At 39.2% G+C, this 25,118-nt stretch carries 25 protein-coding genes; 19 read left to right on the top strand and 6 right to left on the bottom strand.

The window, feature by feature from the left end; translation table 11 throughout:
* Positions 1-26: 26 nt before the first annotated feature.
* Together QNH17_RS17425 and QNH17_RS17420 are read left to right on the top strand one after the other, a co-directional pair.
* Positions 27-962 carry an aldo/keto reductase gene (locus tag QNH17_RS17425; protein ID WP_283873832.1) on the top strand — a complete coding sequence of 312 codons (936 nt, stop codon included), beginning with the start codon at positions 27-29 and terminating at the stop codon, positions 960-962.
* Positions 963-1,222: 260 nt separating this feature from the next.
* Positions 1,223-1,795 (top strand): DUF2062 domain-containing protein, encoded by a 573-nt coding sequence (locus tag QNH17_RS17420; RefSeq protein ID WP_283873830.1) that lies wholly within the window; start codon positions 1,223-1,225, stop codon positions 1,793-1,795.
* Here the strand turns inward: QNH17_RS17420 and QNH17_RS17415 are convergent.
* Both QNH17_RS17415 and QNH17_RS17410 read right to left on the bottom strand, forming a co-directional pair.
* Entirely contained in the window at positions 1,792-2,628 is an 837-nt protein-coding gene (locus tag QNH17_RS17415) for an SDR family oxidoreductase (RefSeq protein WP_283873828.1), read from the bottom strand. The genes QNH17_RS17420 and QNH17_RS17415 overlap by 4 nt on opposite strands.
* Positions 2,629-2,746: 118 nt before the next feature.
* On the bottom strand, positions 2,747-2,941 hold the full coding sequence (locus tag QNH17_RS17410) for an alpha/beta-type small acid-soluble spore protein (protein WP_026567533.1): 195 nt from the start codon (positions 2,939-2,941) through the stop codon (positions 2,747-2,749).
* A 307-nt stretch (positions 2,942-3,248) separates the two neighbouring features.
* Between QNH17_RS17410 and QNH17_RS17405 the strand changes: the two genes are divergently transcribed.
* On the top strand, positions 3,249-4,373 hold the full coding sequence (locus QNH17_RS17405) for an NAD(P)/FAD-dependent oxidoreductase (protein ID WP_283873825.1): 1,125 nt from the start codon (positions 3,249-3,251) through the stop codon (positions 4,371-4,373).
* Positions 4,374-4,453: 80 nt separating this feature from the next.
* Here QNH17_RS17405 and QNH17_RS17400 read toward each other — a convergent pair whose 3' ends face one another.
* Positions 4,454-5,149, bottom strand: coding sequence for a response regulator transcription factor (locus QNH17_RS17400; RefSeq protein WP_283873823.1), 696 nt, complete (start codon positions 5,147-5,149; stop codon positions 4,454-4,456).
* A gap of 144 nt (positions 5,150-5,293) precedes the next feature.
* Between QNH17_RS17400 and QNH17_RS17395 the strand changes: the two genes are divergently transcribed.
* The 6 genes from QNH17_RS17395 (at position 5,294) to QNH17_RS17370 (ending at position 12,007) form a co-directional block, all read left to right on the top strand.
* Positions 5,294-6,241: an alpha/beta hydrolase gene (locus QNH17_RS17395; RefSeq protein WP_283873822.1), complete on the top strand. Its 948-nt coding sequence runs from the start codon at positions 5,294-5,296 to the stop codon at positions 6,239-6,241.
* Positions 6,242-6,269: 28 nt separating this feature from the next.
* Entirely contained in the window at positions 6,270-7,919 is a 1,650-nt protein-coding gene (locus QNH17_RS17390; protein ID WP_283873820.1) for a flavin-containing monooxygenase, read from the top strand.
* A 260-nt stretch (positions 7,920-8,179) separates the two neighbouring features.
* Complete coding sequence (locus tag QNH17_RS17385; protein WP_283873818.1) at positions 8,180-9,262, top strand: sulfate permease; 1,083 nt, start codon at positions 8,180-8,182, stop codon at positions 9,260-9,262.
* A gap of 173 nt (positions 9,263-9,435) precedes the next feature.
* Complete coding sequence (locus tag QNH17_RS17380; RefSeq protein ID WP_283879532.1) at positions 9,436-10,356, top strand: ketopantoate reductase family protein; 921 nt, start codon at positions 9,436-9,438, stop codon at positions 10,354-10,356.
* Positions 10,357-10,535: 179 nt separating this feature from the next.
* Positions 10,536-11,216, top strand: a complete 681-nt coding sequence (gene yyaC, locus QNH17_RS17375) for a spore protease YyaC (RefSeq protein WP_283873816.1) — start codon at positions 10,536-10,538, stop codon at positions 11,214-11,216.
* A 113-nt stretch (positions 11,217-11,329) separates the two neighbouring features.
* The gene (locus QNH17_RS17370) at positions 11,330-12,007 is read left to right on the top strand and encodes a GntR family transcriptional regulator (RefSeq protein ID WP_283873815.1); all 678 of its coding nucleotides are present in this window, start codon (positions 11,330-11,332) and stop codon (positions 12,005-12,007) included.
* A 54-nt stretch (positions 12,008-12,061) separates the two neighbouring features.
* Here QNH17_RS17370 and nadX read toward each other — a convergent pair whose 3' ends face one another.
* A complete protein-coding gene (gene nadX / locus QNH17_RS17365) occupies positions 12,062-12,868 on the bottom strand; it encodes an aspartate dehydrogenase (RefSeq protein WP_283873814.1) in 807 nt (268 codons plus the stop codon).
* Positions 12,869-13,517: 649 nt separating this feature from the next.
* On the opposite strand from nadX, the gene QNH17_RS17360 reads away from it, so the two are divergent.
* On the top strand, positions 13,518-14,957 hold the full coding sequence (locus QNH17_RS17360; RefSeq protein WP_283873812.1) for a hypothetical protein: 1,440 nt from the start codon (positions 13,518-13,520) through the stop codon (positions 14,955-14,957).
* A 378-nt stretch (positions 14,958-15,335) separates the two neighbouring features.
* The gene (locus QNH17_RS17355; protein WP_283873810.1) at positions 15,336-16,049 is read left to right on the top strand and encodes an NAD(P)-binding domain-containing protein; all 714 of its coding nucleotides are present in this window, start codon (positions 15,336-15,338) and stop codon (positions 16,047-16,049) included.
* 51 nt (positions 16,050-16,100) lie between these two features.
* Here QNH17_RS17355 and QNH17_RS17350 read toward each other — a convergent pair whose 3' ends face one another.
* Positions 16,101-17,486 carry a hypothetical protein gene (locus QNH17_RS17350; protein WP_283873809.1) on the bottom strand — a complete coding sequence of 462 codons (1,386 nt, stop codon included), beginning with the start codon at positions 17,484-17,486 and terminating at the stop codon, positions 16,101-16,103.
* A 598-nt stretch (positions 17,487-18,084) separates the two neighbouring features.
* The gene (locus QNH17_RS17345) at positions 18,085-18,420 is read right to left on the bottom strand and encodes a hypothetical protein (RefSeq protein ID WP_283873807.1); all 336 of its coding nucleotides are present in this window, start codon (positions 18,418-18,420) and stop codon (positions 18,085-18,087) included.
* A 347-nt stretch (positions 18,421-18,767) separates the two neighbouring features.
* Here QNH17_RS17345 and QNH17_RS17340 point away from each other — a divergent pair, with 347 nt between their 5' ends.
* The 8 genes from QNH17_RS17340 to QNH17_RS17305 all read left to right on the top strand — a co-directional run bounded on the left by QNH17_RS17340 (position 18,768) and on the right by QNH17_RS17305 (position 24,993).
* Positions 18,768-19,097 carry a 2Fe-2S iron-sulfur cluster-binding protein gene (locus tag QNH17_RS17340; RefSeq protein ID WP_283873806.1) on the top strand — a complete coding sequence of 110 codons (330 nt, stop codon included), beginning with the start codon at positions 18,768-18,770 and terminating at the stop codon, positions 19,095-19,097.
* Between the two features lie 65 nt (positions 19,098-19,162).
* Entirely contained in the window at positions 19,163-19,933 is a 771-nt protein-coding gene (locus tag QNH17_RS17335) for a creatininase family protein (protein WP_283873804.1), read from the top strand.
* 239 nt (positions 19,934-20,172) lie between these two features.
* A complete protein-coding gene (locus QNH17_RS17330) occupies positions 20,173-20,904 on the top strand; it encodes an iron-containing redox enzyme family protein (RefSeq protein WP_026567517.1) in 732 nt (243 codons plus the stop codon).
* A 133-nt stretch (positions 20,905-21,037) separates the two neighbouring features.
* Positions 21,038-22,501, top strand: coding sequence for an aldehyde dehydrogenase family protein (locus QNH17_RS17325; protein WP_283873800.1), 1,464 nt, complete (start codon positions 21,038-21,040; stop codon positions 22,499-22,501).
* 30 nt (positions 22,502-22,531) lie between these two features.
* On the top strand, positions 22,532-23,011 hold the full coding sequence (locus QNH17_RS17320; RefSeq protein ID WP_283873798.1) for a GlcG/HbpS family heme-binding protein: 480 nt from the start codon (positions 22,532-22,534) through the stop codon (positions 23,009-23,011).
* 81 nt (positions 23,012-23,092) lie between these two features.
* Complete coding sequence (locus tag QNH17_RS17315; protein ID WP_283873796.1) at positions 23,093-23,722, top strand: chromate transporter; 630 nt, start codon at positions 23,093-23,095, stop codon at positions 23,720-23,722.
* A complete protein-coding gene (locus QNH17_RS17310) occupies positions 23,719-24,249 on the top strand; it encodes a chromate transporter (protein WP_283873794.1) in 531 nt (176 codons plus the stop codon). Before QNH17_RS17315 ends, QNH17_RS17310 begins: the two co-directional genes overlap by 4 nt.
* Positions 24,250-24,291: 42 nt before the next feature.
* Positions 24,292-24,993 carry a GntR family transcriptional regulator gene (locus tag QNH17_RS17305; RefSeq protein ID WP_283873792.1) on the top strand — a complete coding sequence of 234 codons (702 nt, stop codon included), beginning with the start codon at positions 24,292-24,294 and terminating at the stop codon, positions 24,991-24,993.
* Positions 24,994-25,118: the final 125 nt, after the last annotated feature.

Raw genomic sequence — 25,118 nt, 5'->3', positions numbered from 1 at the left:
TAGTAAATTAAGGGAGTTGAACGCTTATGACCAAACATACTCGAATTGGGAGAACAGATTTATTTGTCAATCCAATTGGTCTTGGTACCAATGCGGTTGGAGGCCATAATCTTTTTCCAAATTTGGATGAAGAAGCAGGAAGGGAGTTAGTTCGAACCGGCTTGGCTCATGGGATTAATTTCCTTGACACAGCCTTTGTCTATGGCTTAGGAAGATCGGAAGAAATCATCGGGGAAGTCGTGAAGGAGAGTGGGAATCGTTCAGAAATAGTCATCGCCTCTAAAGCAGCACACAAATTGATTGGGAATGAAATGGTTCTTGATAATTCACCGGCTTTTTTAAAACAAGCAGTCGAAGAGAGTTTAAAAAAGCTTCAAACGGATTACATCGATTTATTTTATATCCATTTTCCCGACCAAGATACACCGAAGGACGAAGCGGTTGGGGCATTAAAGCAATTAAAGGATGAAGGAAAAATTAGAGCAATCGGGGTGTCTAATTTTTCAATTGATCAACTAAAAGAAGCCAATAAAGATGGTTATGTTGATGTTTATCAAGGGGAATATAACCTACTTAGCCGCAGTGCTGAGAGGGAATTATTTCCATATGTTACTGAACAGCAGATTTCTTTTGTTCCATTTTACCCATTAGCATCTGGATTATTAACTGGTAAGTATTCTCGTGAAACGAAAATAAATGAAAAGAACCGTAAAAGACCGCAATTTAAAGAAGGAGTTTTTGAACAAAACTTGGAAAAGATTGAGCAGGTTCGTACTATTGCATTTGATAAGGGGGCGGAAGTTGCCCAAGTGATTCTTGCATGGTATCTGTCCCGTCCATGCATCGATGTGATCATTCCTGGTGCCAAACGAGCAGATCAAGTTCTTCATAATTTAAAAACCTTACAGGTACAATTAACAGCGGAAGAGATTCAAGATATTGATCGGATCTTCCAATTTTAAAGGAAACCAATAAAGCCGTGGATAGTGATATTTTATCACTTATCACGGCTTATTTTTTTTCAAGAAAGGAATAATAAGAATCATTCCTTTTTTATAAAGAAAGAGTCGGGATGAGGAAAAATTATCCTTGGTAATTAATGAGTTCGCTTACAATTATCTTAATTTTTCTTATTTTAGTGTTATGATAATGGTATTAGTTATATCGTCCTAAAACTAAGCTATCTAGTCACGAAAATCTGATGTAAAAAGGAAGAATGCATATGAACAAAAAAAAGAAAAAGCATCACATTTTTCAACGAATTGGACGGGCGTTTAAGTTGAATTTTATTAAATTGCTTCGTTCTCCAGGTGGTGCCAAAAAAGTATCTTTGGGATTTGCAATTGGTTTTGGCTTAGAAATGATTGTTCTTTCAACTGCTTCCCTTGTTTATATCGTATTTTTACCATTGGTTCGAATGGCAAAAGGTTCTTTGCCAGCTGCGATTATCGGAAATGTCATTGGGAAAATATCCTTTTTACCAGTTTTGCTCCTGCCGTTAGCCAAACCTATCGGTAAACTGATTTATCCAAATAACGGGAGAATCGGGCATAAAACCCATTTTTCGTTCGAACAATTAATGCATGGAGATTTACACAGTGTGGTCAGCTTACTTCACGGAGGTGTCCATGTTCTAATAGGCATGACAATCTTTGGAATCATCCTTGGTATTATTTCATACTTCCTGGTCCATTATTTTTATGAAAAAGAAAAAAAGAAAAGGCTGATAAGAATTCGCGACAAGCAAGCCCTTCGTAAAAATAACCTTGTCATAATTGATGCGACAAATAATTAAGGCTTAAGTCGCTTGAGTATAATGGCTTCTAAAAGCTTCCATGGCAGCAAATTTTTAAGCCTAAGCATCGTCTTTACACCGGCCCCGATCGGATACCTTAGGTCAGGAGATTGCCGCTGCGAGGCAATATTTGCTGCCAATTTAGCAACCTCGATGGGATTACCATGCTTTGTCTTTCCGCCCTCAATTTCATGTAGTAAACTTTCCATATAGGATAGGTACGGGGACTCAGGATTGACTTCCATCCCGTCCACACTTGCCCAAATATTGGTTTGATAGGAACCAGGCTCAATGAGGGAAACGTCGATCCCAAATGGCTTCAACTCGAGGCGCAGGCTTTCGCTATAACCTTCAAGAGCGTGTTTAGAAGCGACATAAGCTGATAATCCTGGGAATCCTAGTCTTCCACTAATGCTGCTGATATTGATAATTCTGCCTTGCTTTCTTGTCCGCATCGATGGCAGAACTGCCTGGGTGACAGCAATTACTCCGAACAGATTGGTTTCGAATTGACTCCTATACTCTTCAATGGAAAGCTCCTCGCTAAAACCGCCTAGGGCAAACCCTGCGTTGTTTACTAATACCTCAACAACGGGATACTCACGGAGAATATCATGAAAATGTTGAATGGAATCACTGGAAGTAACATCAAGCGGTTGAACATGAATGAGATCCTCGACATTATTTTCTTTAGCAAGAGTTAATAAAGGCTCTGATTTGTTGATATTCCTCATAGTTGCAATCACTGTAAAGCCTTTTACTGCCAATTCAATCCCGGTTAGCATCCCGAAGCCGCTTGATGCCCCCGTAACAATCGCTGTTCGTTGTTTCATGATTTCCTCCTTAACTTCTTTTTCTTTTATTTAAACGTAAAATGGCGAAGTTTGTATACCCAAAATTGAAAAAGGCTGTCCCAAATTCTATGGGACAGCCTTCGATTGAAATCATCTGTTATTGATTTTGATGATTTCTGAGGGTTTGTTCAGCATATGCGACAAGACGTTTTGTCATTTCGCCGCCGACTGAACCGTTTGCTCGCGCGGTCGTATCAGCACCAAGTTGAACTCCAAACTCGTTGGCAATCTCTTCTTTCATTTGATCTAAAGCATTGTCAGCTCCAGGAACCAATAGTTTGTTTCTAGCCATGATACATCACTCCCGACGAAGTTTTTTGAGCAATGAGAAATTGCTCGTCTATAATTTAACCATCTTTGGTTCATTTCATTAACTTGGGGGATATTATTCATGAAAAGATGTTAAAACAATATTTGAAAAGTGAGTGGTGTTTGATATGATTGAATTCCCTAAGAATCTTTATTGTGAAAAATGCGGCAAGGAAACAGAGCATATGGTACGCGAAGATGCTCTAGAGATTGAATATATTTGTTCCGAATGTAACAATGAACAAGAAATTATTAAATCCTTTTTTTAAAAATAATGAAACAGGTGTTTTATGCAGAAAATAATCGTGGTTGGAGCAGGAATTCTGGGTGCATCGACAGCCTATCATCTGGCGAAATTAGGTGCAAAGGTTACAGTAGTTGATCGAATGGATTCCGGACAGGCGACTGATGCCGCAGCGGGTATTGTTTGCCCTTGGCTTTCACAGCGGCGTAACAAAGCATGGTATCAGTTAGCCAAAGGTGGAGCTCGTTACTATCCAGAATTAATTGCTCAACTAGAAGCAGACGGAGAGAGAGACACGGGATACCAACGAGTTGGGGCAATCAGTCTTCATACGGAACTGGATAAACTGGAACAAATGGCGGAACGAGCGAGAAAACGTCGCGATGATGCACCAGAAATCGGTGAGATTACTATTCTATCACCGTCAAAAACAAAGAGTCTATTCCCACCATTATCTGAAGAATATGGGGCTGTTCATGTGAGTGGGGGAGCACGGGTTAATGGAAGGGCATTGCGTGAGGCATTAATACGCGGCGCCACAAAATATGGAGTTACATTTCACCACGGGAATGCGTCCCTCGAGGTGCAGGGGAATCAAGTAGTCGGGATTAAGATTGAAGATAAAATGTATCCTGCAGATCAAGTAATTCTGACTGCAGGTGCATGGTCTAACGAGCTTTTGCAGCCATTAGGTGTAGAGTTTTTGGTCAAACCTCAAAAAGCGCAAATCATTCATCTAGAATTACCCCAGACGGATACAAGTCAATGGCCTGTGATTATGCCGCCTAAAAATCATTACATTCTTACGTTTGAAAATGGCCGAGTTGTTGTCGGCTCGACCCATGAAAACGAAGCTGGATTTGACACGCGTGTAACAGCTGGTGGAATTCATGAGATTTTAAGCAAAGCGCTAGAAACAGCACCTGGTCTAGCTGCATGCACATATCTTGAAACAAGAGTTGGATTTCGGCCGTTCACCCCAGGTTTTTTGCCTGTGATTGGGGCATTGCCACAATTTGAAGGAATCTATTTAGCCAATGGCCTTGGGGCTTCAGGGTTAACGAGTGGGCCGTATCTTGGTGCAGAACTAGCCAAACTAGTGGTAGGTAAACAAACAGAAATTGATCCCCAAAACTATGATGTGGATGGAGCACTTGCACCAGCTAAATAAAAAATCAAAAGCACCCATTTGGGTGCTAAACTTTTAATCGAATCTGCTGGGACCTTTGTGAATAAAGCGCTTTCAAAAAACTACGTGATAATTCCTCTGCGGAATAATTCGCCAATCGCATGGGAACGATTCTGAACACCTAGTTTTTTAATCGCTGTTTTTACATACTGCTTGACTGTTAATTCGCTAATTTTCATTAAATCTGCCATTTCCTTTGTGCTTTCTCCCCAAGCAATTCTGCGCATCACTTCAAGTTCCCTCTTACTTAGAAATTGCGGGTCCTCCACATTGTCGGATTTCTCCAGAAACTTTCCAACTTCTTTTCCATAACGAGTTAAGGAGGAAAGAAGAATTTCATCAATCCTAGCTCCTTTTATAAACTCATTCGTGCAAATATAGCCGATAATTACTGAACGAAAACAGATTGGGACAACCACAACCGAATGTATACTCGATGATGTTATGTATTTACTGCTTGTTTGCTTCAAATACTCAATTCCTGAACAATACTTCGCTTTCTTTTCATGAATCGCTGAGTAAATAATCGGCAGGGAACGGACATCATCCCGAATATCCCCAATATGTACCATTCCATCAGCTGTTAATAAGATAATACCTTCTCCAAGAAAGCCTAACGGGGAAAATCTAAATAAATAGGCATTCCTGACGGGATAAAGCTCCATGTAAACATCAAGAATTTTAAAAAGTCGTTCCTCATGGCATGTTGCTTCCTCTAATTTTTGAATTTGTTGCTGAAAGGTATACTGAGATGTCAAATTATCATCTCCTTTTAGGGGATATAGCACGTCTAAAATTAGGAATATTCAAATTATACAAAAAATTGTAATCTTTAGATAGACTTTTAAGAAATCTTTTCTATGAAAGTTAAAAAAATCCTCATTAGGAAAGGAAGATGTTCTTTGGCCAATTTAGATCCGCAAGCAAAAGCTTATTTAGAAATGTTCAGTCAGATGCCATTGATCCAGACATTAGATGCACAAACCGTTAGAGAAATGTTTGCTTTAGCTCCTCCTGTTGAGGTAGAGTTGGCACCGCTTGCGAAGGTTGAGGACCGAATGATACCTGTTGCAGATGATGCAGAAATAAAAGTCAGGATCTACACACCGGAAGGCCAAGGACCATTTCCACTGTTTGTCTATTACCATGGCGGCGGCTGGGTAATTGGTGATCTTGAGACGGCCGATCCTAGTTGCCGAATGATTGCCAATCAAACAGGAAGAGTAGTAGTTTCAGTGGATTATAGGCTTGCACCTGAATATAAATTCCCTATCCCTGTAGAAGACTCTTATACTGCATTAAAGTGGGTAAGTGAAAATGCTGCGGTATTAAATGGAAACGCTTCCAATCTAGTGGTTGGCGGTGATAGTGCTGGTGGGAATCTATCTGCCGTCGTTTCGTTAATCTCCAAGGAACAAAATGGTCCAGAAATAGCGGCCCAAGTTCTTATTTACCCAGTAACAGCATTAGGGTATGACACCAAATCATATGAAGAGTTTCAACAAGGGTTTGGGCTGGATCGAGATTTAATGAAATGGTTTGGCAATTACTATATTAACAATGAAGAAGATACAAAAAATAAATACATCGCGCCATTATTGGCTGATGATTTAAGTAATCTTCCGCCGGCGTATGTTATTACTGCAGAAAATGATGTCCTAAGAGATGAAGGTTTAGCCTATGCTGAACGCCTAAAACAGGCAGGGGTCAAGGTTGAATCAATCATTGAAGAAGGGTTAGTGCATGGTTATTTTACAAATATGGCGGTATTTCCGGAACGGATTAAAGGATCGATTTCTAAATTCGCCAAATTCTTAAGTGAAATTGACCAAAAGGTTGGCAGGGTTTAACGATTAATATAGATGCTGGAGGAGGAGTATGATGGAATCTATGAAACAATCGAATCATGTTGCTAATTACGACGCTGTTGTTGTTGGGGCAGGTTTTTCGGGGTTATATACGCTTCATCGCTTACGTGAGGCTGGTTTCTCTACCCATGTTTATGAGGCGGGCGATGGTGTTGGCGGTACATGGTATTGGAACCGTTATCCTGGAGCACGCTGTGACTCGGAAAGCATCTATTATAACTATACTTTTTCAGAAGAACTCTATAAAGAATGGACATGGACCTCTAGATATCCTGAGCAGCCAGAAATCCTGCGTTACTTAAACTTTGTCGCAGACAAGTTTGAGCTCCGTCGTGACATCCAATTTAAGACAAGGATAAACGCAGCACATTATAACGAAGAGACGAATAGATGGCAGATCTATTTAAATAATGGGACAAGCGTATCAGCCAAGTTCTTTATCACAGGTGTGGGTTGTCTATCAGCCGCCAATATTCCAAATTTTAAAGGAGTTCAAAATTTTAAGGGCGACTGGTACCACACCGGGCATTGGCCGCATGAAAAGGTGGATTTCAAGGGGAAGCGGGTAGGAATTATTGGAACGGGGTCGACTGGTGTTCAGGCCATCCCAGTCATCGCAGCAGAGGCCGAGCACCTTACTGTGTTCCAGCGGACACCACAGTACTGCGCTCCTGCGCGAAATCATCCTTATGACCCAGAGTACATCCGGAAAACGAAGGAAAATTTCAGCGAAATCAAACGTCAAATGCGTGAATCTCAGGGGGGCCAGCCAGTGCCAATCCCTACTAAGTCAGCATTGGAAGTGACACCTGAGGAGCGGGAGCGGGTCTACGAAGAGGCATGGGAGAAAGGTGGATTAGGGCTGTTTAGCGCGTATTATGATATTACAATTAATGAAGCAGCCAACGAAACTGTGGCCGAATTTATTCGGACTAAAATCTGTCAAATCGTAGAAGACCCTAATGTAGCAGAAAAACTTCTTCCAAGTTATTTTTATGGGACGAAGCGGCCAATAATTGACACGAATTATTATGAAACGTATAACCGTGATAACGTCACATTAGTAGACGTAAAGAAAGCGCCTATTGAGGAAATTACTCCTAATGGGCTCCGGACAACAGACGGGGAGTATGAATTTGACACACTTGTTTTTGCGACAGGATACGATGGAATGACAGGGCCATTGTTGAAAATGGATATCCGAGGTAAAGACGGAGTAACACTGAAGGAGAAATGGGCAGGGGGAGCACAGACAAGGACCTATCTTGGAATCGCCAATGCTGGGTTTCCAAATATGTTCATGATTACTGGACCGGAAAGTCCTTCGGTTCTAAGTAACATGCCTGTCTCGATCGAGCAGCATGTCGAATGGATTGCTGATTGTATTGAGTATATGCAAAAACATGGTGTGGAAACAATTGAGGCGAATGTCGACGCAGAGGAAGCATGGAGTAAACATTGCCGGGAAGTGGCTGAATCCACGCTCTTTACGAAAACTGACTCATGGTACACTGGTGCAAATATTCCTGGTAAGCCGCGTGGATTCCTGATTTATTTAGGCGGTGTCGGGGTATACCGACAAAAATGTGATGAGATTGCAGCGAAGGGATATGAGGGTTTTTCATTATTGTCCTCATCCCAGACTGTTGATCTGGCTTAGCCGGTTACTAATTATCTTTGGAAAAAGAGTCCTCGGACTCTTTTTTTTGTTCAAAAAAGTGGGTCAGTCAATTTAATGAACGTTATTCCACTTTTTTTGAAAATTCAAAGACATCAGAAATAATTTATTGATTATTGGGGGTGAGAGCGGTATAATAGTCAACATATTAAATTATTCCTACCTGAATAGTGCGAATTGAAACTGGAACGAGAATGTAGTTTACCAGTTTTATAGATTGTGGACATAAGGGGAGATTCTACATGGTTTGGACGTCTATTGCTTTTATAATTGCTTTTTTCTTTGCTATGAATATTGGAGCAAGCGGGACGGCAGCCTCGATGGGGTCAGCCTATGGTGCAGACGCCATAAAGAGTAAGCGACTAGCAATGGTGTTAGTGGCGATATCCGCTTTCCTAGGGGCAGTGCTGGGCGGTGGAGAGGTTGTGAAAACAATTGGCGAGGGAATTATTCCTTCCCATCTCCTAACGATTAAATTAGTCGTTCTAATCCTTGCTGGAGCTACATTGACATTATTTATTGCAAATATTATTGGAATTCCCCTATCGACAAGTGAGGTTACTGTTGGTTCGATTGTAGGAGCTGGGGTGGCTTTTAAAAGTTTGTACATAAATAACCTGTTGGTGATTGTTTTATTTTGGGTGGTCGTTCCGATTGTTTCTTTTCTCATTACGTTTTTCCTTGGAAAAATCATTTCCGCTGCTGAGAAACGCTGGGTTGGTCTAACGGGAAACGGTAAATGGAAAAAATGGCTTGCAGTTTTACTTGTCGCGGGGGGCTGTTTAGAGGCATTTTCTGCTGGGATGAATAATGTCGCTAATGCTGTTGGTCCATTGGTTGGGGCCGGGATGATTTCCACCACTAAAGGAATCTGGATTGGCGGGCTCTTCGTTTCAATCGGAGCTATTTTACTAGGGAACAGGGTTCTTGAAACGAATGGGAAGAAAATTACCAGACTGTCTTTACTGGAAGGAAGTGCAGTTTCCTTTACAGGAGGAACCTTGGTTATTGTATCATCCTTATTTGGACTCCCGATACCGCTGACACAAGTAACGACTTGCGGAATTTTGGGTGTTGGAGCTGCCCAAAAGGGATTTGGCATTTGGCAAAAATCTATTATTCAGAGAATTCTTAAAGTCTGGCTTATTTCCCCACTTGCTTCGCTTGTAATATCATATATACTTGTGAATTTGTTAGTGGAGATTAATATTTATAATATTATTATCATTTTAAGTACATTGATCGCAACTGTGGGAGCGTTCAGTCTTTCAGCCAACATTCGCAAGGAGAATAGTACCATTCATGATGATGGTGGTGGTATATAAATGATCGATTTTTAGAAAACTCTGTTGTTAATCATTCAACAGAGTTTTTTATTTTTTTAATAAATAAGTTGAGATAAAATACTAGTAGTAAAATAGTTTGTGTAAACGTCCTGAACATTTAGAAAATTTTCTTACATACAGTAGGCAATATGGGGAAAGGAATGAAATTCGTGATGGAGATTAAGAAGGTTTCAATCATTGGTCTAGGGGCATTAGGAATTCTATATGGACATCATTTATCGAAGAAAATGCCAAAAGCAGATATTCGTATCATCGCAAATCGGGAGCGGATTTATCGATATGAAAATGAACACGTTTATTGTAATGGGGAGCGCTGCAATTTCACTTACTTGACACCCGATGAACCATGCGAGCCGGCAGATTTGCTGATTTTCACGGTAAAATTTGATGGTTTAAAAGATGCGATTCAGTCAGTAATGCATCATGTGGGTGATCAGACGATTATTTTATCTGCATTAAATGGAATTTCCAGTGAGGCTTTGATTGGAGAGATCTATGGGGATGAACATATTTTATATTGTGTCGCCCAAGGAATGGATGCCGTTAAAGTAGGAAATCAGCTCACCTATGACCATATGGGCATCCTTTGTTTTGGAGAACGACAACCAGGCGAAATTTCTGATAAGGTCAAGCGTGTTGCGGCATTTTTTGATAAGGTAGAACTACCTTATGAGATTGAAACGAATATGGTGAAACGTCAATGGGGTAAGTTTATGTTAAATGTAGGGGTCAATCAAACGGTGGCTGTCTATCAGAGTAATTATGGAGAGATTCAACGTGATGGAGAAGCACGAAAGATAATGATTGGAGCGATGAGAGAGGTCATCGCGCTTTCCGAAAAAGAAGGAATTGATTTATCAGAAGCTGACTTAGACTATTGGTTAAGTGTATTGGCCACCTTAAGTCCAGACGGTAAACCGTCAATGGCTCAAGATATCGAGGTCAAACGCTACAGCGAAGTAGAATTGTTTGCCGGTACAGTCCTGCACCTAGCCCATCAATACGGGCTATCAACACCCATAAATCAGCAACTGTATGACCAGATTCGTACCATAGAAAGCCAATACGATTAAAATGGTGCCTGACACCTATTTCTCAAAAATAATGGTGTCAGGCACTTAATTTGTTACAGAAATGTGAACTTATCTGAATTTTTTTGTAATTTTTATAAGCGAGGGTATAGAAGGTTTTAGTCTTGCTATCATAAAATATATGTAGATGTGTAAAAATTCTCGAGAGAAGTGTAGGGATCATGACGGTGGGTAGATGGACAGATTTAGGGAACTACAACTTGAGAAGAGGGTTGATGCTAATGTGGCCTTTTGACAGCAAGAAAAAGACGATGGATAAGGCAGCAGGGTCATGCTATTTTTCCGTTAAAGAGACACATGAGGGAAATGAGTTTAAGGAATTTGTTAATAAACTGAAAGAAGTCCTTAGCAATACCTCCAGAGAAGTCATTTTCTTATGTGTGGGTTCCGACCGGTCAACAGGAGACTCACTAGGTCCCTTAGTGGGAACGATGCTAAAAGAAACGGACCTTCCATTCCCTGTATATGGCACATTAGAAAAACCAGTTCATGCCTTAAATATTAAAAAGATCCTGAAAGAAATTAATCAAACACACAATGATCCGTTTATTTTGGGGATCGATGCTTGTTTGGGAGATGAAAGGCAAATTGGGTTTATTTTTTTAAAAGAAGGCTCATTAATTCCTGGCATGGCTGTCAATAAAAAACTGCCACATGTGGGTAAATACCATATGAAGGCAGTGGTTAATTACTTAGATCCATTATCGCCCGTACAATCTTTGAATAATACCAGATTATTTACTGTGATGACGATCGCTGAAGTGATGACAAAGATTATTACACATGCTGTCTTAGGTGAGGGTGTAATTAGTAATAAACCAGTTGAAAATCTCCCTAGATAGTAAAGTTACTTACTAACTATTTTTATATTGGAAATTCCGTCCAAAGAATTTGATGTTTATAAATAGAGTGAGTTATAATTGGTACAATGTATACCTAGAAAGAGGGAGAAACTGTGGGGAATAATTGGGCCGAGGAAGATTTAATATCCTTACGCGAAAGGGTCTTTATTCATATTAAGGACCTTATTTTAGAGGGGGAATTTAAAACAGGTGATCGTTTAGTGGAACGGGAATTAGCTGAACGATTAAATATTAGCAGGACACCTATCCGTGAAGCGTTATTTAGATTAGAATCTCAAGGGTTTGTCAAAACTGTTCCAAGAAAAGGTGTTATTGTCGCGGATATTTCTGAAAAGGAAATTATTGAAGTATTTACGATTCTTTCATCGCTTGAAGTTTTGGCAGCCAAATTAGCTGTTCAGAAGTTGGACGATGAAACCAAAAGTAAATTCGTCGAGTACAGTAAAAGGGTGGAAGATTGTTTACAGCATAAAAATGATCATGATTTCTCTAATTTACATGGTGAATTGAATCATCTCTTATATAGCTCGGCAAAAAATGCTAAACTCTATGAAATATTAAGCGGCTTATCGGATTATATTCGTGCGTTTGCTAAGACAGGGTATAAAAATCCGGGCCGGCCGGTACAGTCGATGGAAGAGCACTTACGAATCATGGAGGCTATTATTAATCAAGAAGTGGAAATGGCCGAGTATTTGACGAAAATTCATATTGAAAATTCCCGAAAAGCATATATTGAGGCAGTCAATCAAGGAAAAGAGAAGAAATAAAAAGAGAAACTCTATCCCTCGCAGGGTAGAGTTTCTCTTTCTGTCGACACGGTATTAAACACCGATTACCACAGATGTCGTTAGGTTTTGCAATACTTTTGCCACACTCATAGCGACGATCGGGCTCGATTTAGGATTTTCCGTATATGGATTGTTTTGAATAGTGGTTTCCATTTGCCCGAAATAGCCTTTGGCCACTATGGTATGTGTGTTCATTTGAATGGTCGGGTCTACATACACTTGAACCTTCGTTTTATCAAAGCCGACACCTGCAAGGCTTAGCGCAGCGGATACATTTACATTTTGAGGAAATAATTTTGCTGCATTTCTGGCGGTCCCCTCAAAGATACAAAATGGATCTGCAATCGTCTCTAAATCAACTTTTTCCTCCGCAATTGTCCCATACCAACTTTTTGGCGGCTTTCTCGTAATCAGTGTAATTTCATCAATTTCACCTAACACCCCAGCGGCAATACGATCCAAACCTGCGATGGCCCCTGAGGGGATAATCAGTTGTTTTTTGTATTTTCTAGCTGCCTCCTGTAGGGACTCATAAAAATCTTTATCTGCTAAAGCACCGACGGAAAGGATAACTAAATGACTTCCCGAGGAAATGGCCTTTTCTCCATATAGTTGAAGGGCATGGTGTCCGGCTGCTTCAATGATAATATCTAAATCTTGGTTAAAAAATACATCTTCACTCGTAGTGACTGTACACTGATCTGGTGATTTGTCCGAAGAACCTAGCGGGGTTCTAACTAAAATGGATTGAAGGACGACATCACCAGCTTGTCCTAAGTCAATTAATTCGCTAATACCTTTTCCAAGTACTCCATATCCAATGATTCCAACTCTAAGCATATTTATTCACCTCGTGATTAGTTATTAGCAGCTATTCAAATAGAAAGCTATCAAACTATGTATAAAATTTCTATTGTATACCGTATACCGATAATTTAATATATTTTAGCCGATTAAACCAATAAAATCAATAGTAATCTTATGAATATAAATAAACTTCTAAATTTTCAAAATAGTTTGCAATAAGTAAAGAATAATGGTATATTATTTTCAACCTTATAATAAACAAGGTGTACATAGTGAAAAGGGGTTGATTTATTATTCCTAAAATAATATTCTACTAGAAATCACCAAAAAAACATGTAAGCGCATTCAGAATATCTAGTAGATTGATTGTTTTTTAGGAAATAGAAAAGACGATGTTAATGGAGAGTTCTTTAATTTAGTATCCAGTTGTAATCAGTCATTCTTTATAAAATCATGGTATACAATCTACAGTATGCAAAACATAATCTCTCGAAAATTTTTTTATGAATCATGCCATTTTTTATCTTTTTAGGGATTAAGAAAAGAACACCAAAAGTAGAGGATATACACCATGATAAAAATCCTATTTTAACGTTTACTCCTCTCCTACGATCTTTTCCCATATTTAAAGGAAATCTTTCGCGACACGGTTTTAAACTATTTAAAACAACGGAGGGTAAATATGGAATTAACAGCAGCCCATTGGGTCTATCTAGTTGTCACTGTAGCCGTTATTATTATCATGCTTCTTAGAAAAGGTGTTGTTTTACCACTTATAGTTGGAACCTTTATCGTAGCAGCCGTGTATAAAGGGAGCTTGATTGGCGGATTTCAAGCTGTTTTTAATGCCAATCTCGTTGCCGCTAAGGAACTATTTAGTATTTTCCTAATCATTTCCATCATGATCGGTCTTCTTAATTCCCTAAAGGATTTAGGTGCAGATAAAAGGATGGTCGTGCCGATTCAAAAAATAATGGTAAATGGACACGTTTCTTATTTAGTGTTAATGGTTACGACGTTTGTGATTTCACTCTTTTTCTGGCCAACTCCGGCTGTTCCATTAATTTGTGCATTATTAGTACCTGCTGCAGTAAGTGCCGGATTACCAGTCATGACATCAGCAATGGTTATTGTTATTGCCGGACAGGGTATGGCCCTTTCATCGGATTATATTATGCAAGTAGCCCCAATGTTAAGTGCGAAAGCTGCTGGGATTGATAAAGCTTTAGTTTCAGATAAAGCCTTCATTCTTTCTCTCATTACAGGTTTTAGCGCTCTTGCAATTGTGTACGCCACACATCGAAAAGCGATTACCAAAAAATCTGTTAATGAAAATAATAATGAAAAAGCATTCTTCCAAGTTACCGAGGAGCTTGCTGCTACAGTAGAAGAAACTGCTGAAGTTATTAGAGTAAAACAAAAATGGGGAAAAATCTTTGCAATCATTGTACCTTTAGCGATGCTAGGTGTCATGATTTTTATGGTCCAATCCAAAATTGGCGGTGGAGCTGGATTCGAGGGAGGCGATGGTGCTGCCTTTATCGGTGGGGTTGCCACGATTCTCTTAGTTTTAGCGACGATTGCTTTTAACCGTATTCATGCACTTGATAAAATCAGTGAACATATTACCGAAGGTTTTGTATTTGCTTTTAGAGCCATGGCTCCTGTTATTCCGATTGCCGGTTACTTCTTTATGGGAAGTGGAGATTTTTCTGCGCAAATCCTTTCCTTAGGTGAAGATGCAGCTAAACCAGGATTTCTTTTTGATTTGATTCAAGCAGGTCAAAATTATATTCCTCACAGCCCGATTATTGCAGCATTTAGTATCTTAATCATTGGTATCATTACCGGATTAGATGGTTCAGGGTTTGCTGGACTTCCGTTAACTGGTGCTTTGTCTGGTGCTATTGGACCTGGAAGTAACATCGATCCTTCCGTACTTGCAGCTATTGGACAAATGGGTGCAGTGTGGAGCGGTGGAGGTACATTGATTGCCTGGTCATCACTTGTCGCCGTTGCAGGCTTCTTACAAGTTTCACCGTTAGAGCTGGCGAGGAAGAATTTCTTCCCAGTTATTACCGGCCTTTTCCTTGCAACAATCTTGGCGGTTATAATCTGGTAAATAAACTGTTTTCTCCAACTTACCGTTACATTAGACTAGATTGAAATTAGGGGTCGCTAATAAATAAAGGGCTATCTTAAAAGTCAGCAGCAAACTGATTTTTTAAGATAGCCTTATTATTTTTATGATAAGAAAGTATAGGTCTTTGAACTTAGATTACTGTCTAGCTCCAGCGCCCTAGCGGCTAGTGTCCTTCGCTCTCCGCCCTACGATAAGTCAACATCGAATCGCCTCCGGCTCTTCGTGTTTCCTTTATCTCGGTTGGAGCGCTCCAGACCATACGCCGCTGACCAGGGCGCTTGCGCTTTTCTTTTTCGTTTATTAATCGTTATCTTAAAATGCCTGCCGACATAGGATGAGAGGGAGAGGGGATAGAAAATGAAACAACAAAGAATTGGTTTAGTAGGGCTCGGTAAATTAGGGACAGCCATGATGACCCATTGGGATAAAAAACGGATTGAGCTTGGAGTTTATCATCCGGTGCAAACGAAAGCAGAAAACTTTCTGAAAACGTTTCAATGTGGATACATTTTAACAGAAAGTGAATTGAAGGATGTCGATATCTTAATCTTAGCATTACCTGCGACGGAGGTTATTCCATTTATCACCTCGTTAAAACTGGAAAGCTATACTTCACATACACCTATTATCATTAATATGGCAACGAACCTCCTTACCAAGCAAATAATGGTCCAGTTTCCCGACTTACAGGTTCATGGGGTCAAGTATATGGGACATTCTAAAGATTTACTTGAACATGGTAATGGATTATTTATTACTGAATCAGCGTTGCCCAGAACTGTTGGAGAACTCTTTCACGAACTTGGTAAGGTAATGGTCGATAGTGAAAATTGTCTAACGGAAGTAAATAAATTAGCGACGTATATTGCCATAAAGACAGCGATAACGATCGAGACGGAATTTGTGAACAGAGGGTTATCGCCAGCATACCTAAAAAGAGCATTAACATCGTTAGCGCCTGAAGTGATCCGATCGTATAGTGAGGGGAGTCTTGGCCACTTTGCGAAAGAAATAGTCAAGGAAGTTAAAGCAGAAAAATCTAGTGATATTTCTGAACGTAATGCCACTTAAATGGCTAAAGGTGTCAATCATTCGATTGACACCTTTTCTTCTGCACAATTATTAAGATAAAAACAATTGTAAAATAAATAAATACAACATAACACAGCCGATATATATACTTGCGAAAGAAAGATTCCAGTTCGACACCTTATAGGAGCTTTCCTTAACAATACTTGACATAAGCCCTAAAGTGGCATTATATGGACCAACTAGAAAAGCAGAGACAGCCCCTGCTAACATCGCCACTGTCAAGATATGTGGGGAAATTCCAACAACTTCTGGATTCAACCCTTCAGTCATTAATGCTAAGGATACAGCAGGATGCAGGCCTAAAAATGCTAAAGCCAGCGGGATTAGCGGTAGTAAAATCAAAAAGATCTCCACACCAGCAAAATTGATAAACTTATTGACCCAGGCATCCAGCATGACATTTGCATGTGATATGTTAATAGTTGAGATGAAAAAACCTGCTGATAAGTAAATGAAGAATTGATCCTTCATACTGACAGAAAAGGTTTTTAAATGATTGAGCAAATGGTCACCGAACTCTTTACCCTTTTTTAAGAAGAGGGACCAGGCGAACGAAAATGGGATAACCATTAATGATACTAATATTAAAAATGGATAAGGAAACTTTGATTCTACTAAAGAAATAACAACATTAAAAATGACGATGGCTAGTAGTATTTGTAAGACTCTCCTCGAACGATTAGCTGGATCTGTGGTTTCTATCGTAGCAGCAGTTTCGTGGACGGATAGGTCCTGTTTGTTATGGATCATAATATTTGCTCTACGTGAGCCAATATACCAATCCACACCTACTCCCACGATGCTTAAAGGAATAACATATGGAAGAATCGATACCCAACTGACTCCTGTCATCGTGATCACAATTCCGACAATTGGGGTAACAGGTGCCCAAAGTAAAGGCATCGCAAATCCGCGTGAAATCGCTCTGCTCATGAATCGCTCTTTATTCTCAACGGGTATGACATCTAATGCGGGCCGAATCGAGTAATAAGTCATTGGCAAGGTGGCCAGATTCATAAAAATACTAAAAAAATACGAAATGCCAGAAGTGATCATATACAGTTGTCCTGAGGACTTTACCCTCTTTGTAATCACACTTTGTATGCCGCCGCTATACCCGCCTAATTTTATGGGAATCCCTAATATCGGAATTAACGTAAACATGGTAAGCAAGTCCAGCATGGGGCCAAAAGAGAGAATGTATTGCTGCCACGAGGCTCCGCTTGTCGATAGTAAGACCACTCCAAATAGTAAAAAGGTACCTCCTAATACTTGAACAAATCGCTTCGCTTGAAATATGGTAACAAGAACAATTAAAAGACTTAGCGAGGAAATCATTACACCAAGATGGAGCCCAGGTAAAAGTACAGAGAATAAATACATTAAAATAACGATAAAAAACATATATCTCAGCATATCAACACCCTATCTCTTTAATATGGTATACCAAACATATCTTAAAAACTTAAAAATGTCACAAATCCGCCATGAATGAAGTTTTAATTTGGTATATGGTATACAAAATACTTGTTTTCTTTTTCTTTTCGTTATAAAATTACAGTATCAAATAACTCATTAATAGGGGGCTTATATATGTTTAAGTTTCTATTTAGTTCTAAAAGTGCAGCAGAAAAAGCTGAGAGAAAATTAGCTTCACTAAGAAAAACGCTTAAATTTTAAACTTACACATTCAACCGCTACAATCATGTAGCGGTTTTTTGTTAGTAGGAAATAATAAAATAATCTATCGTGAATGTATTCAAATAGATCTCTGAATCCAGCTCCAGCGCCCAGCGGCTAGTGTACTTCGCTCTCCGCCCTACGATAAGTCAAGCACGAATGCGCTAGCGCTCTCCGTGTTTCCTTAATCTCGGTTGGAGCGCTCCAGTCCATACGCCGCTAAACGGGCGCTTGCGCTTTTTGTTTTTTAAAGAATAAAATCCGGAAAGAAAGCAGTGTCTCTCCGGATTTTACCTATTTAGAAGCAATCATTTAACCATGATGATAATAAAGCTTAAACCGCAACCTCAGTTGATTTAACTAGTTTGGAGTTTACAGAATCTTGACTGTTTCCAGAAGCTTTTACGATCTCATTTAATTCCTCACGAGCAGCTTCAAGTGTCTCAAACTTTTCAAAAAACTTAACAGCAATCTGATTAACATATTCCTTTCCTTCATATTTCTCGAATAATTGGATTTTAATCGATTCGTCAAGTACTTCAGCAATTGTGTATTTCGCCTTTAAACTATCAAAGAAATAGAAATGGTAGGTTTCAACCGGTTTTAAACCATCGTTTTCAAGAATCGTTTGGAAGGTATCCTTATTTGTTAGTACAATATATTTCCCCATCTAGAACACTCCTTAAAGTAATTTATTAGTCCTATTTAAAAAATAATCAGGTAAGTATGGGTATTTGTTGCTATAAGTATCGAAACCTATTAGATGAAGATTTTTTCGTTACTCACCCCCAAGGAATATTGTATACCAAACTCTTATGTGTATTTTATCGTATGCAGTTAAAATGTTCAAGAACATATTCTAAATATTTAAATAATTCCTTGGGTAGTGCTAGAATAAGAGCCTGACTTCAAAAAAATTTAATCTTTTTTAAAATTCTAGTTTGATTCTCTATCCAAAAGATTGTATACTTCAGAAAAGTATCAAAATTTTTAGAAAAAACAGAAAGGGGTAACAATATGCCAAAAGTAATCCTTCATGTGGATGGAACGACAATCGAACAAGAGGTTAAAGACAATGCCAATTTAGTTGTTTTGGCAGGTACCCGCCAACTTCCTAAACTAAAGTATGGCTGCGGAATGGGACGCTGTACGAAATGTACATGTATCGTATTGAATGGATCTGAAGGGCTGGCACCACCGAATTGGAAAGAAGAAAAAATGCTTGGAGATAAGGTGAACGAGGGGTACCGATTAACGTGCCAAATGACAATTAAAGAGGATATTGAAATATCGCAAGAAAATATTTCCGTTCAGCCCCCGAAGAAGCAATCAATGATCCAATCTTAATAGAGAATGTATTTATTTTTAAAATTGGTATACAAAATACAATAAACTCAAGTAGGTGAGTACTCATGGATTGTTATGATCTAACCAGTATGACATGGAAAGAAGTAGAAGAATCATTGAAGACAGTTCAATTAGCCATAATTCCAATCGGTGCCCATGAACAGCACGGCCCACATATGGTTGAAAGCTGTGATGCTGTTTTAGCTGAGAGGATGGCCAAGAAACTAGGTCAAAGAATGTTTCCATATGCATTGGTGACACCAACTGTAAATATGGGAGTTTCTCAGCATCATTTGAATTTTCCGGGAACAATCTCCTTGCAGCCGACCACATTAATTGCGGTGTTAAAGGATATAGTTTCATCATTGAAGCATCACGAGATTGAAAAGTTTTTATTTTTAAATTCACATGGCGGCAATCAGTCGACGCTAAATGTGGCCTCGATGATGTTATCAAATGAACTGAATGTAGAAATCTATTATGCCAAAACGACTGCCTCTGCTAAAAAGGCAATTAAGGAAAATGTTACTTCTACCTTATTTGGTCATAGTTGTGAACGCGAAGTTTCGGAAGCGCTTTATTTAGCTCCTGAACTTGTCCGTCTCGAAAAACTAGAGAAAGGTGATATACAAGAAGAGGGTAGATGGAAACAGCTTCGCCCTGGTAAAGCGATTCAAGGATTTTATTATTATGAAGAAATGACGAATAATGGCTGTATTGGCGATGGCACAAAAGCTAGCTGGGAAATTGGCCAGCAGATCGTAGAAGAAGCATTAGATAATCTATCAAAAGAACTATATACATTGTTAGATTTGAAAGTGAATGTCCAGCAATAATCGTAGTTCTTAAAAAATAAAAATAATCTTTAAAAAATTCTAAAAATTATATTTACAAATAAAAAATATCTTGGTAGTATAAACGTAAGGTATACCAAATCAATAGTTTTATAAAAAAAGAGACTGCTGGAAAGGGAAAATATCCACAATCTTTTAATTTTTAAACTAATTTGGTATACAAAATATCAAATGCCAATCTAAGGTTGGGTACCTACATAAAATTAGAGGAGGAGTTTCAGTTGACAGAATTATTATCTAAAGATGAATTTCGCAGACAATTAGAGGAAGCAATTAAAGGGAACCATAGCCAGAAGGCTGCATTTACAGTAGCTTGGGCAGAAGGCAAACTTGAAAGAAAACACTTTGCTAGTTGGGCTGAAAATCACTACCATTATGTAGGACCATTCGCTGATTACTTAGCGTATATTTACCACAATACTCCACAAGATCCGAAATTTGCAGCTGCAAAAGATTTCACTCTACAAAATATGTATGAAGAAGAAATCGCAGCAGATCGTCACACTGACTTATTGATTCGATTTGCGGAAGCTTGCGGTACGACTGCAGAAAGAATTATTGATCCTAACAATATGGCTCCAACAACTTTAGGTCTTCAAAGCTGGTGTTTTGCGGTGGCAGCACGTGAGAATTTTGTTGTAGCAACTGCAGCACTTGTTGTTGGATTAGAATCACAAGTTCCTGATATTTACCGGAAGCAAACTCCTGCTTTACGTGAAAAATACGGATTTACAGATGAAGAAATTGAATTCTTTGACTTACACATCGTTTCAGATGAAATCCATGGTGAGCGCGGATACAAAATTGTTCTTGACCACGCTGACACACCTGAATTACAACAACGCTGCTTAGAAGTTGTTCGTACAGGAGCAAAAATGCGCCGTATGTACATGGATGGACTTTGGAAAGAGTATATTGAAAAAGATTTAGGTGCTCTTGTAGAAACAAAGTAAATAGATAACTGGAAGCGCTATTATCGGCCGTCATATTAATCTTGTAATATAAGGTTTAATTGACGGCCATTTTTATAGGATCATATTTTCTACTAATAATTAGGAACTTAATAAATGAAAAAAGGTGATAGTAGTGATAACTACAAAAGTAGAGACATTCAATAATTATATCAATGGAGAATGGCAGGAATCGGTTAGCAAGAAAACATTTTTTAGTGTGAACCCAGCAAATACCGAAGATCTTGTTGGTGAATTCCAAGCTTCAAATGAAAAAGATGTACAACTAGCGATTGAAGCGGCCAAGAATGCTTTTCCTAGCTGGACCCAAACAGCTCCTTCCAAACGTGCAGCGATCTTAAATCAAGCTGCCAGTATTCTTGAGCAAAATGTAGCATCTTTGGCAGAGGAGTTAACAAGGGAAGAAGGCAAGCATGTCGATGATGCTAAGAATGAGGTATTACGTTCTGCGCAAACCCTCCGTTATTATGCAGTAGAAGGTCAAAGTTTCACAGGGGAAACCTTTCCCAATGATGATGCAAACATGAAAGTTTCAACGGAAAGAGAACCACTCGGAGTTGTCAGTGTCATTACTCCATGGAACTTTCCGCTTTCTATTCCAGCCCGAAAAATCGCTCCCGCATTAATCACGGGGAATACGGTAGTTTTTAAACCTTCCTCTGATACTCCATTGATCGCTTTTCGTCTAGTCGAAGCGCTAGATAAAGCGGGAATTCCTAAAGGTGTAATTAACTTTGTTACTGGAAAAGCATCAGATGTGGGCGATTTATTAGTCACTCATCCAGCTGTTAGGGCTGTCACATTTACAGGTTCAACTGCAGCAGGTGAAGACATTCATAAAAAGGCAGGCTTTACGACCCGGACGCAAATGGAACTGGGCGGGAAGAATCCGCTTATTGTTATGGAAGATGCTGATCTCGATCTTGCCGCTACATTGACGGTAAACGGGGGCTTTTCGTTAACAGGGCAGGCTTGTACAGGAACAAGTCGTGTTATCGTCTTGAAAAATGTAAAAGAGGCATTTGTTCAAAAACTCGTTGAAAAAACAAGTGCACTAAAAGTTGGGAATGGTTTTGAAACTGGTGTGAAAATTGGTCCGCTTGCCAACGAAAAGCAATTGAAAAATGTTTTAAAGTATATTGAGTTCGGTAAGGAAGATGGCGCTGAATTGGTCTATGGCGGAGAGCAAATATTATCTGGAGAATTCGAAAAAGGATACTATGTCCAGCCGGCTATTTTTACGAATGTAAAAGCGAATTCGCGGATTGCAAAAGAAGAAATCTTTGGTCCAGTGGTGGCTGTGATTGAAGTAGATACATATGAAGAAGCCATCGCTGTTGCGAATGATGTCGAGTATGGTTTATCTGCTTCGATTGTGACCAATAATCTTAAAATTGCTAACCAATTTACCAAAGATATCCAAGCGGGGACAGTAAAGGTTAACCGTACCACGACTGGAAACTTAATGAATGCACCATTTGGAGGCTTGAAAAAGTCAAGTACCTCTACCTTCCGTGAATCTGGAAGAGTAGGCTTAGAGTTCTTTACGCAAGTAAAAACGGTCTATATGGGCTATTAATAACAATATGATATATAAAGGAGAACCGGTATGAAATCTGTTTTAAAAATTGAACTAGAGGAAGCAAAGTTAATGATTGAGGCTGCAAAGAAAAAATCAGAAGAGATCAATGTATTTGAGACAATCGCAATAGTTGATGACGGAGGAAACCTAATTGCGCTTGAACGCATGAATGGAGCACGCATTACAGGACCAGAAATCTCGATCGCGAAAGCTTACACAGCTGCTGGTCACAAACGTTCTACCCATTTGTTTAACAAGGAACCTAATGGACCTGCGCTTCCTGGAAATGAAGCTTTTGGAATTCAACAAATGCTTCCAGGGAAGTTCGCCATTTTTGTTGGCGGGTTCCCAATTGTCGTCAATGGTGAAGTGGTAGGTGGAATTGGAGTAAGTGGCGGAAACGGCGAGCAAGATACTGCCGTGGGTACCGCAGCACTTCAAGCATTGCAAACCTATTTAGAAGGCGATGGTCTGGAAGTAATTACTGCAGCCGATATAAAAAAATAAGAAAAACCGGACCTCATTCTTGTATGTTTTCGCAGAATGAGGTCTCTCTTAATCTATGCTCCTATTAAAAATGCTATAAAAATGTTATATTGGTATAAAAAGGGGGAGAATCAACTGAAAACATATCTTGAGTTAGCAATTGGATTTGCCCGCACCGGTGTCACTGGTTATGGGGGCGGACCCTCGACTATACCGTTGATTGAATTTGAGGCTGTAAAAAAATACAAGTGGATGGACGAACAAGAATTTGTAGAAATCCTCGCATTAGCTAATACTTTGCCGGGGCCGATTGCCACAAAAATGGCTGCGTATATAGGTTACAAGGTAAAGGGGTATTTAGGGGCTACCGTGGCCATTCTAACCCACATTCTGCCTTCGATTGTCGCAATGATTGCCTTATTGGGTGTGCTTTATTCCTTTAAGGAATCACCGATTGTCAGCGGAATGGTTCAAGGGGTTACACCGGTGATCGGATTTATGTTATTGGAGATGGCTTACCGATTTTTTCAAAATGGCCGTAAAGGCTTAGGTTTTCCGATCATGCTCACGCTTTCGATCGTTACCTTGATTATCGTTCAGTTTCTTGGAGTACATCCCGGTATCCTAATTGCGGTATTTCTCATCGTTGCCTTTATCATTGCCGATCGAAAGGAAAAAGCGGCAAAAGCTTCAGCTGAGATGCTTCTTCAGAGAAAGGAAAAAAGTTCATGATTTATTTGCATATCTTTTGGTCTTTTTTTATTGCTAATTTATTGGGATACGGCGGTGGTCCAGCAACGATACCATTAATTCAAAATGAAGTGGTCAACCATTACCATTGGATGAGCCTCTCCGAGTTTGGGGATGTCTTAGCGATCGCAAATGCCCTGCCTGGACCGATTGCCACCAAAATGGGGGGCTATATTGGTTATCAACTAGGGGGAGTTCCCGGTGCAACGATTGCTCTAATCGCCACCATCCTGCCTTCTGCACTGGCTGTTATTTTACTTTTTAAGTTTATCAATCTATTTAAAGGCTCTCCAAAAGTGGCGCTTATGACAAAGTCTGTTCAGCCGATTATTTTCATTTTACTTGCTGTGATGGCCTATCAATTCTTTTTAACAGCATATGAAAAAAGTGGTCTTTTTCACTTAGTCTTATTAGCTGTGGTTAGTTATTTTGCCTTAATCAAAATAAAAATGCACCCATCCCTATTAATTGTTTGCTGCTTAGTTTATGGTGGTGTTTTTCTTTCATAAGACGGAAAGGTAAAAAATAAATAAAATGAGCGGGTGAAAACTATGGATTTAAGATGGGAGGAAAACAATCTTTTATCGATTCGTGAGCATGCGTATAACTATTTAAAGGAAATGATTCTTGAGGGCGAATTAAAAGCGGGCGACCGGTTAATTGAACGAGAACTGGCTGGAAAATTAGGTATCAGCCGGACACCGATTCGAGAAGCCTTGTTCCGCTTGGAATCCCAAGGTTTTGTGAAAACAGTTCCCAGAAAAGGTGTCGTTGTCTCGAATATATCCGAGAATGAAGTCATCGAGGTATTTACAATCCTTGCCTCATTAGAAGTACTTGCCGTTAAATTGGCTGCGGGGCGGATGGATAAAGAAACACAACTAGAATTGGATCAAAAGATCAAAGAACTGATGGAGTTAACAGATCAAGCGGAAGAAAATTTTAATCTTGAGCATATTGAGATGAATCGTCTCATTAATAAAGCATCGAAAAGCCCTAAATTATTTGAGATTCTCTCTGGTCTGATTGACTATATACATATGGCTGCAAATATGGGATATGAGACACCAGGCCGTAGAAAAGAATCATTAAAAGAACACATCGATATCATGAAAGCCTTACGTGATAAAGAAGCGGAAATGGCTGAATACTTAATGAGGATTCATATTGAAAACTCAAAAAAAGCTTATATCACTTATATTGGAAATATAAAAGAAAAGCTAAATAAAAAAGAAAAATTGATGTCCACTTGATCTATTCTAGAAAAGATCTTGGAGTGAGCTTTCAACAATGGCCATGACCACACCGTCTACTCGATGTGGTCTAAAATTTACCTTTTTTTAAAAATGGAAAGATTTAAAATATTTGTATTGTCTGA

The organism is Neobacillus sp. SuZ13, assembly GCF_030123365.1.
Lineage (GTDB): Bacteria > Bacillota > Bacilli > Bacillales > Cytobacillaceae > Neobacillus.
Note: the sequence above shows the minus strand (reverse complement) of the source record. Positions and strands in the feature narration are given on the sequence as shown.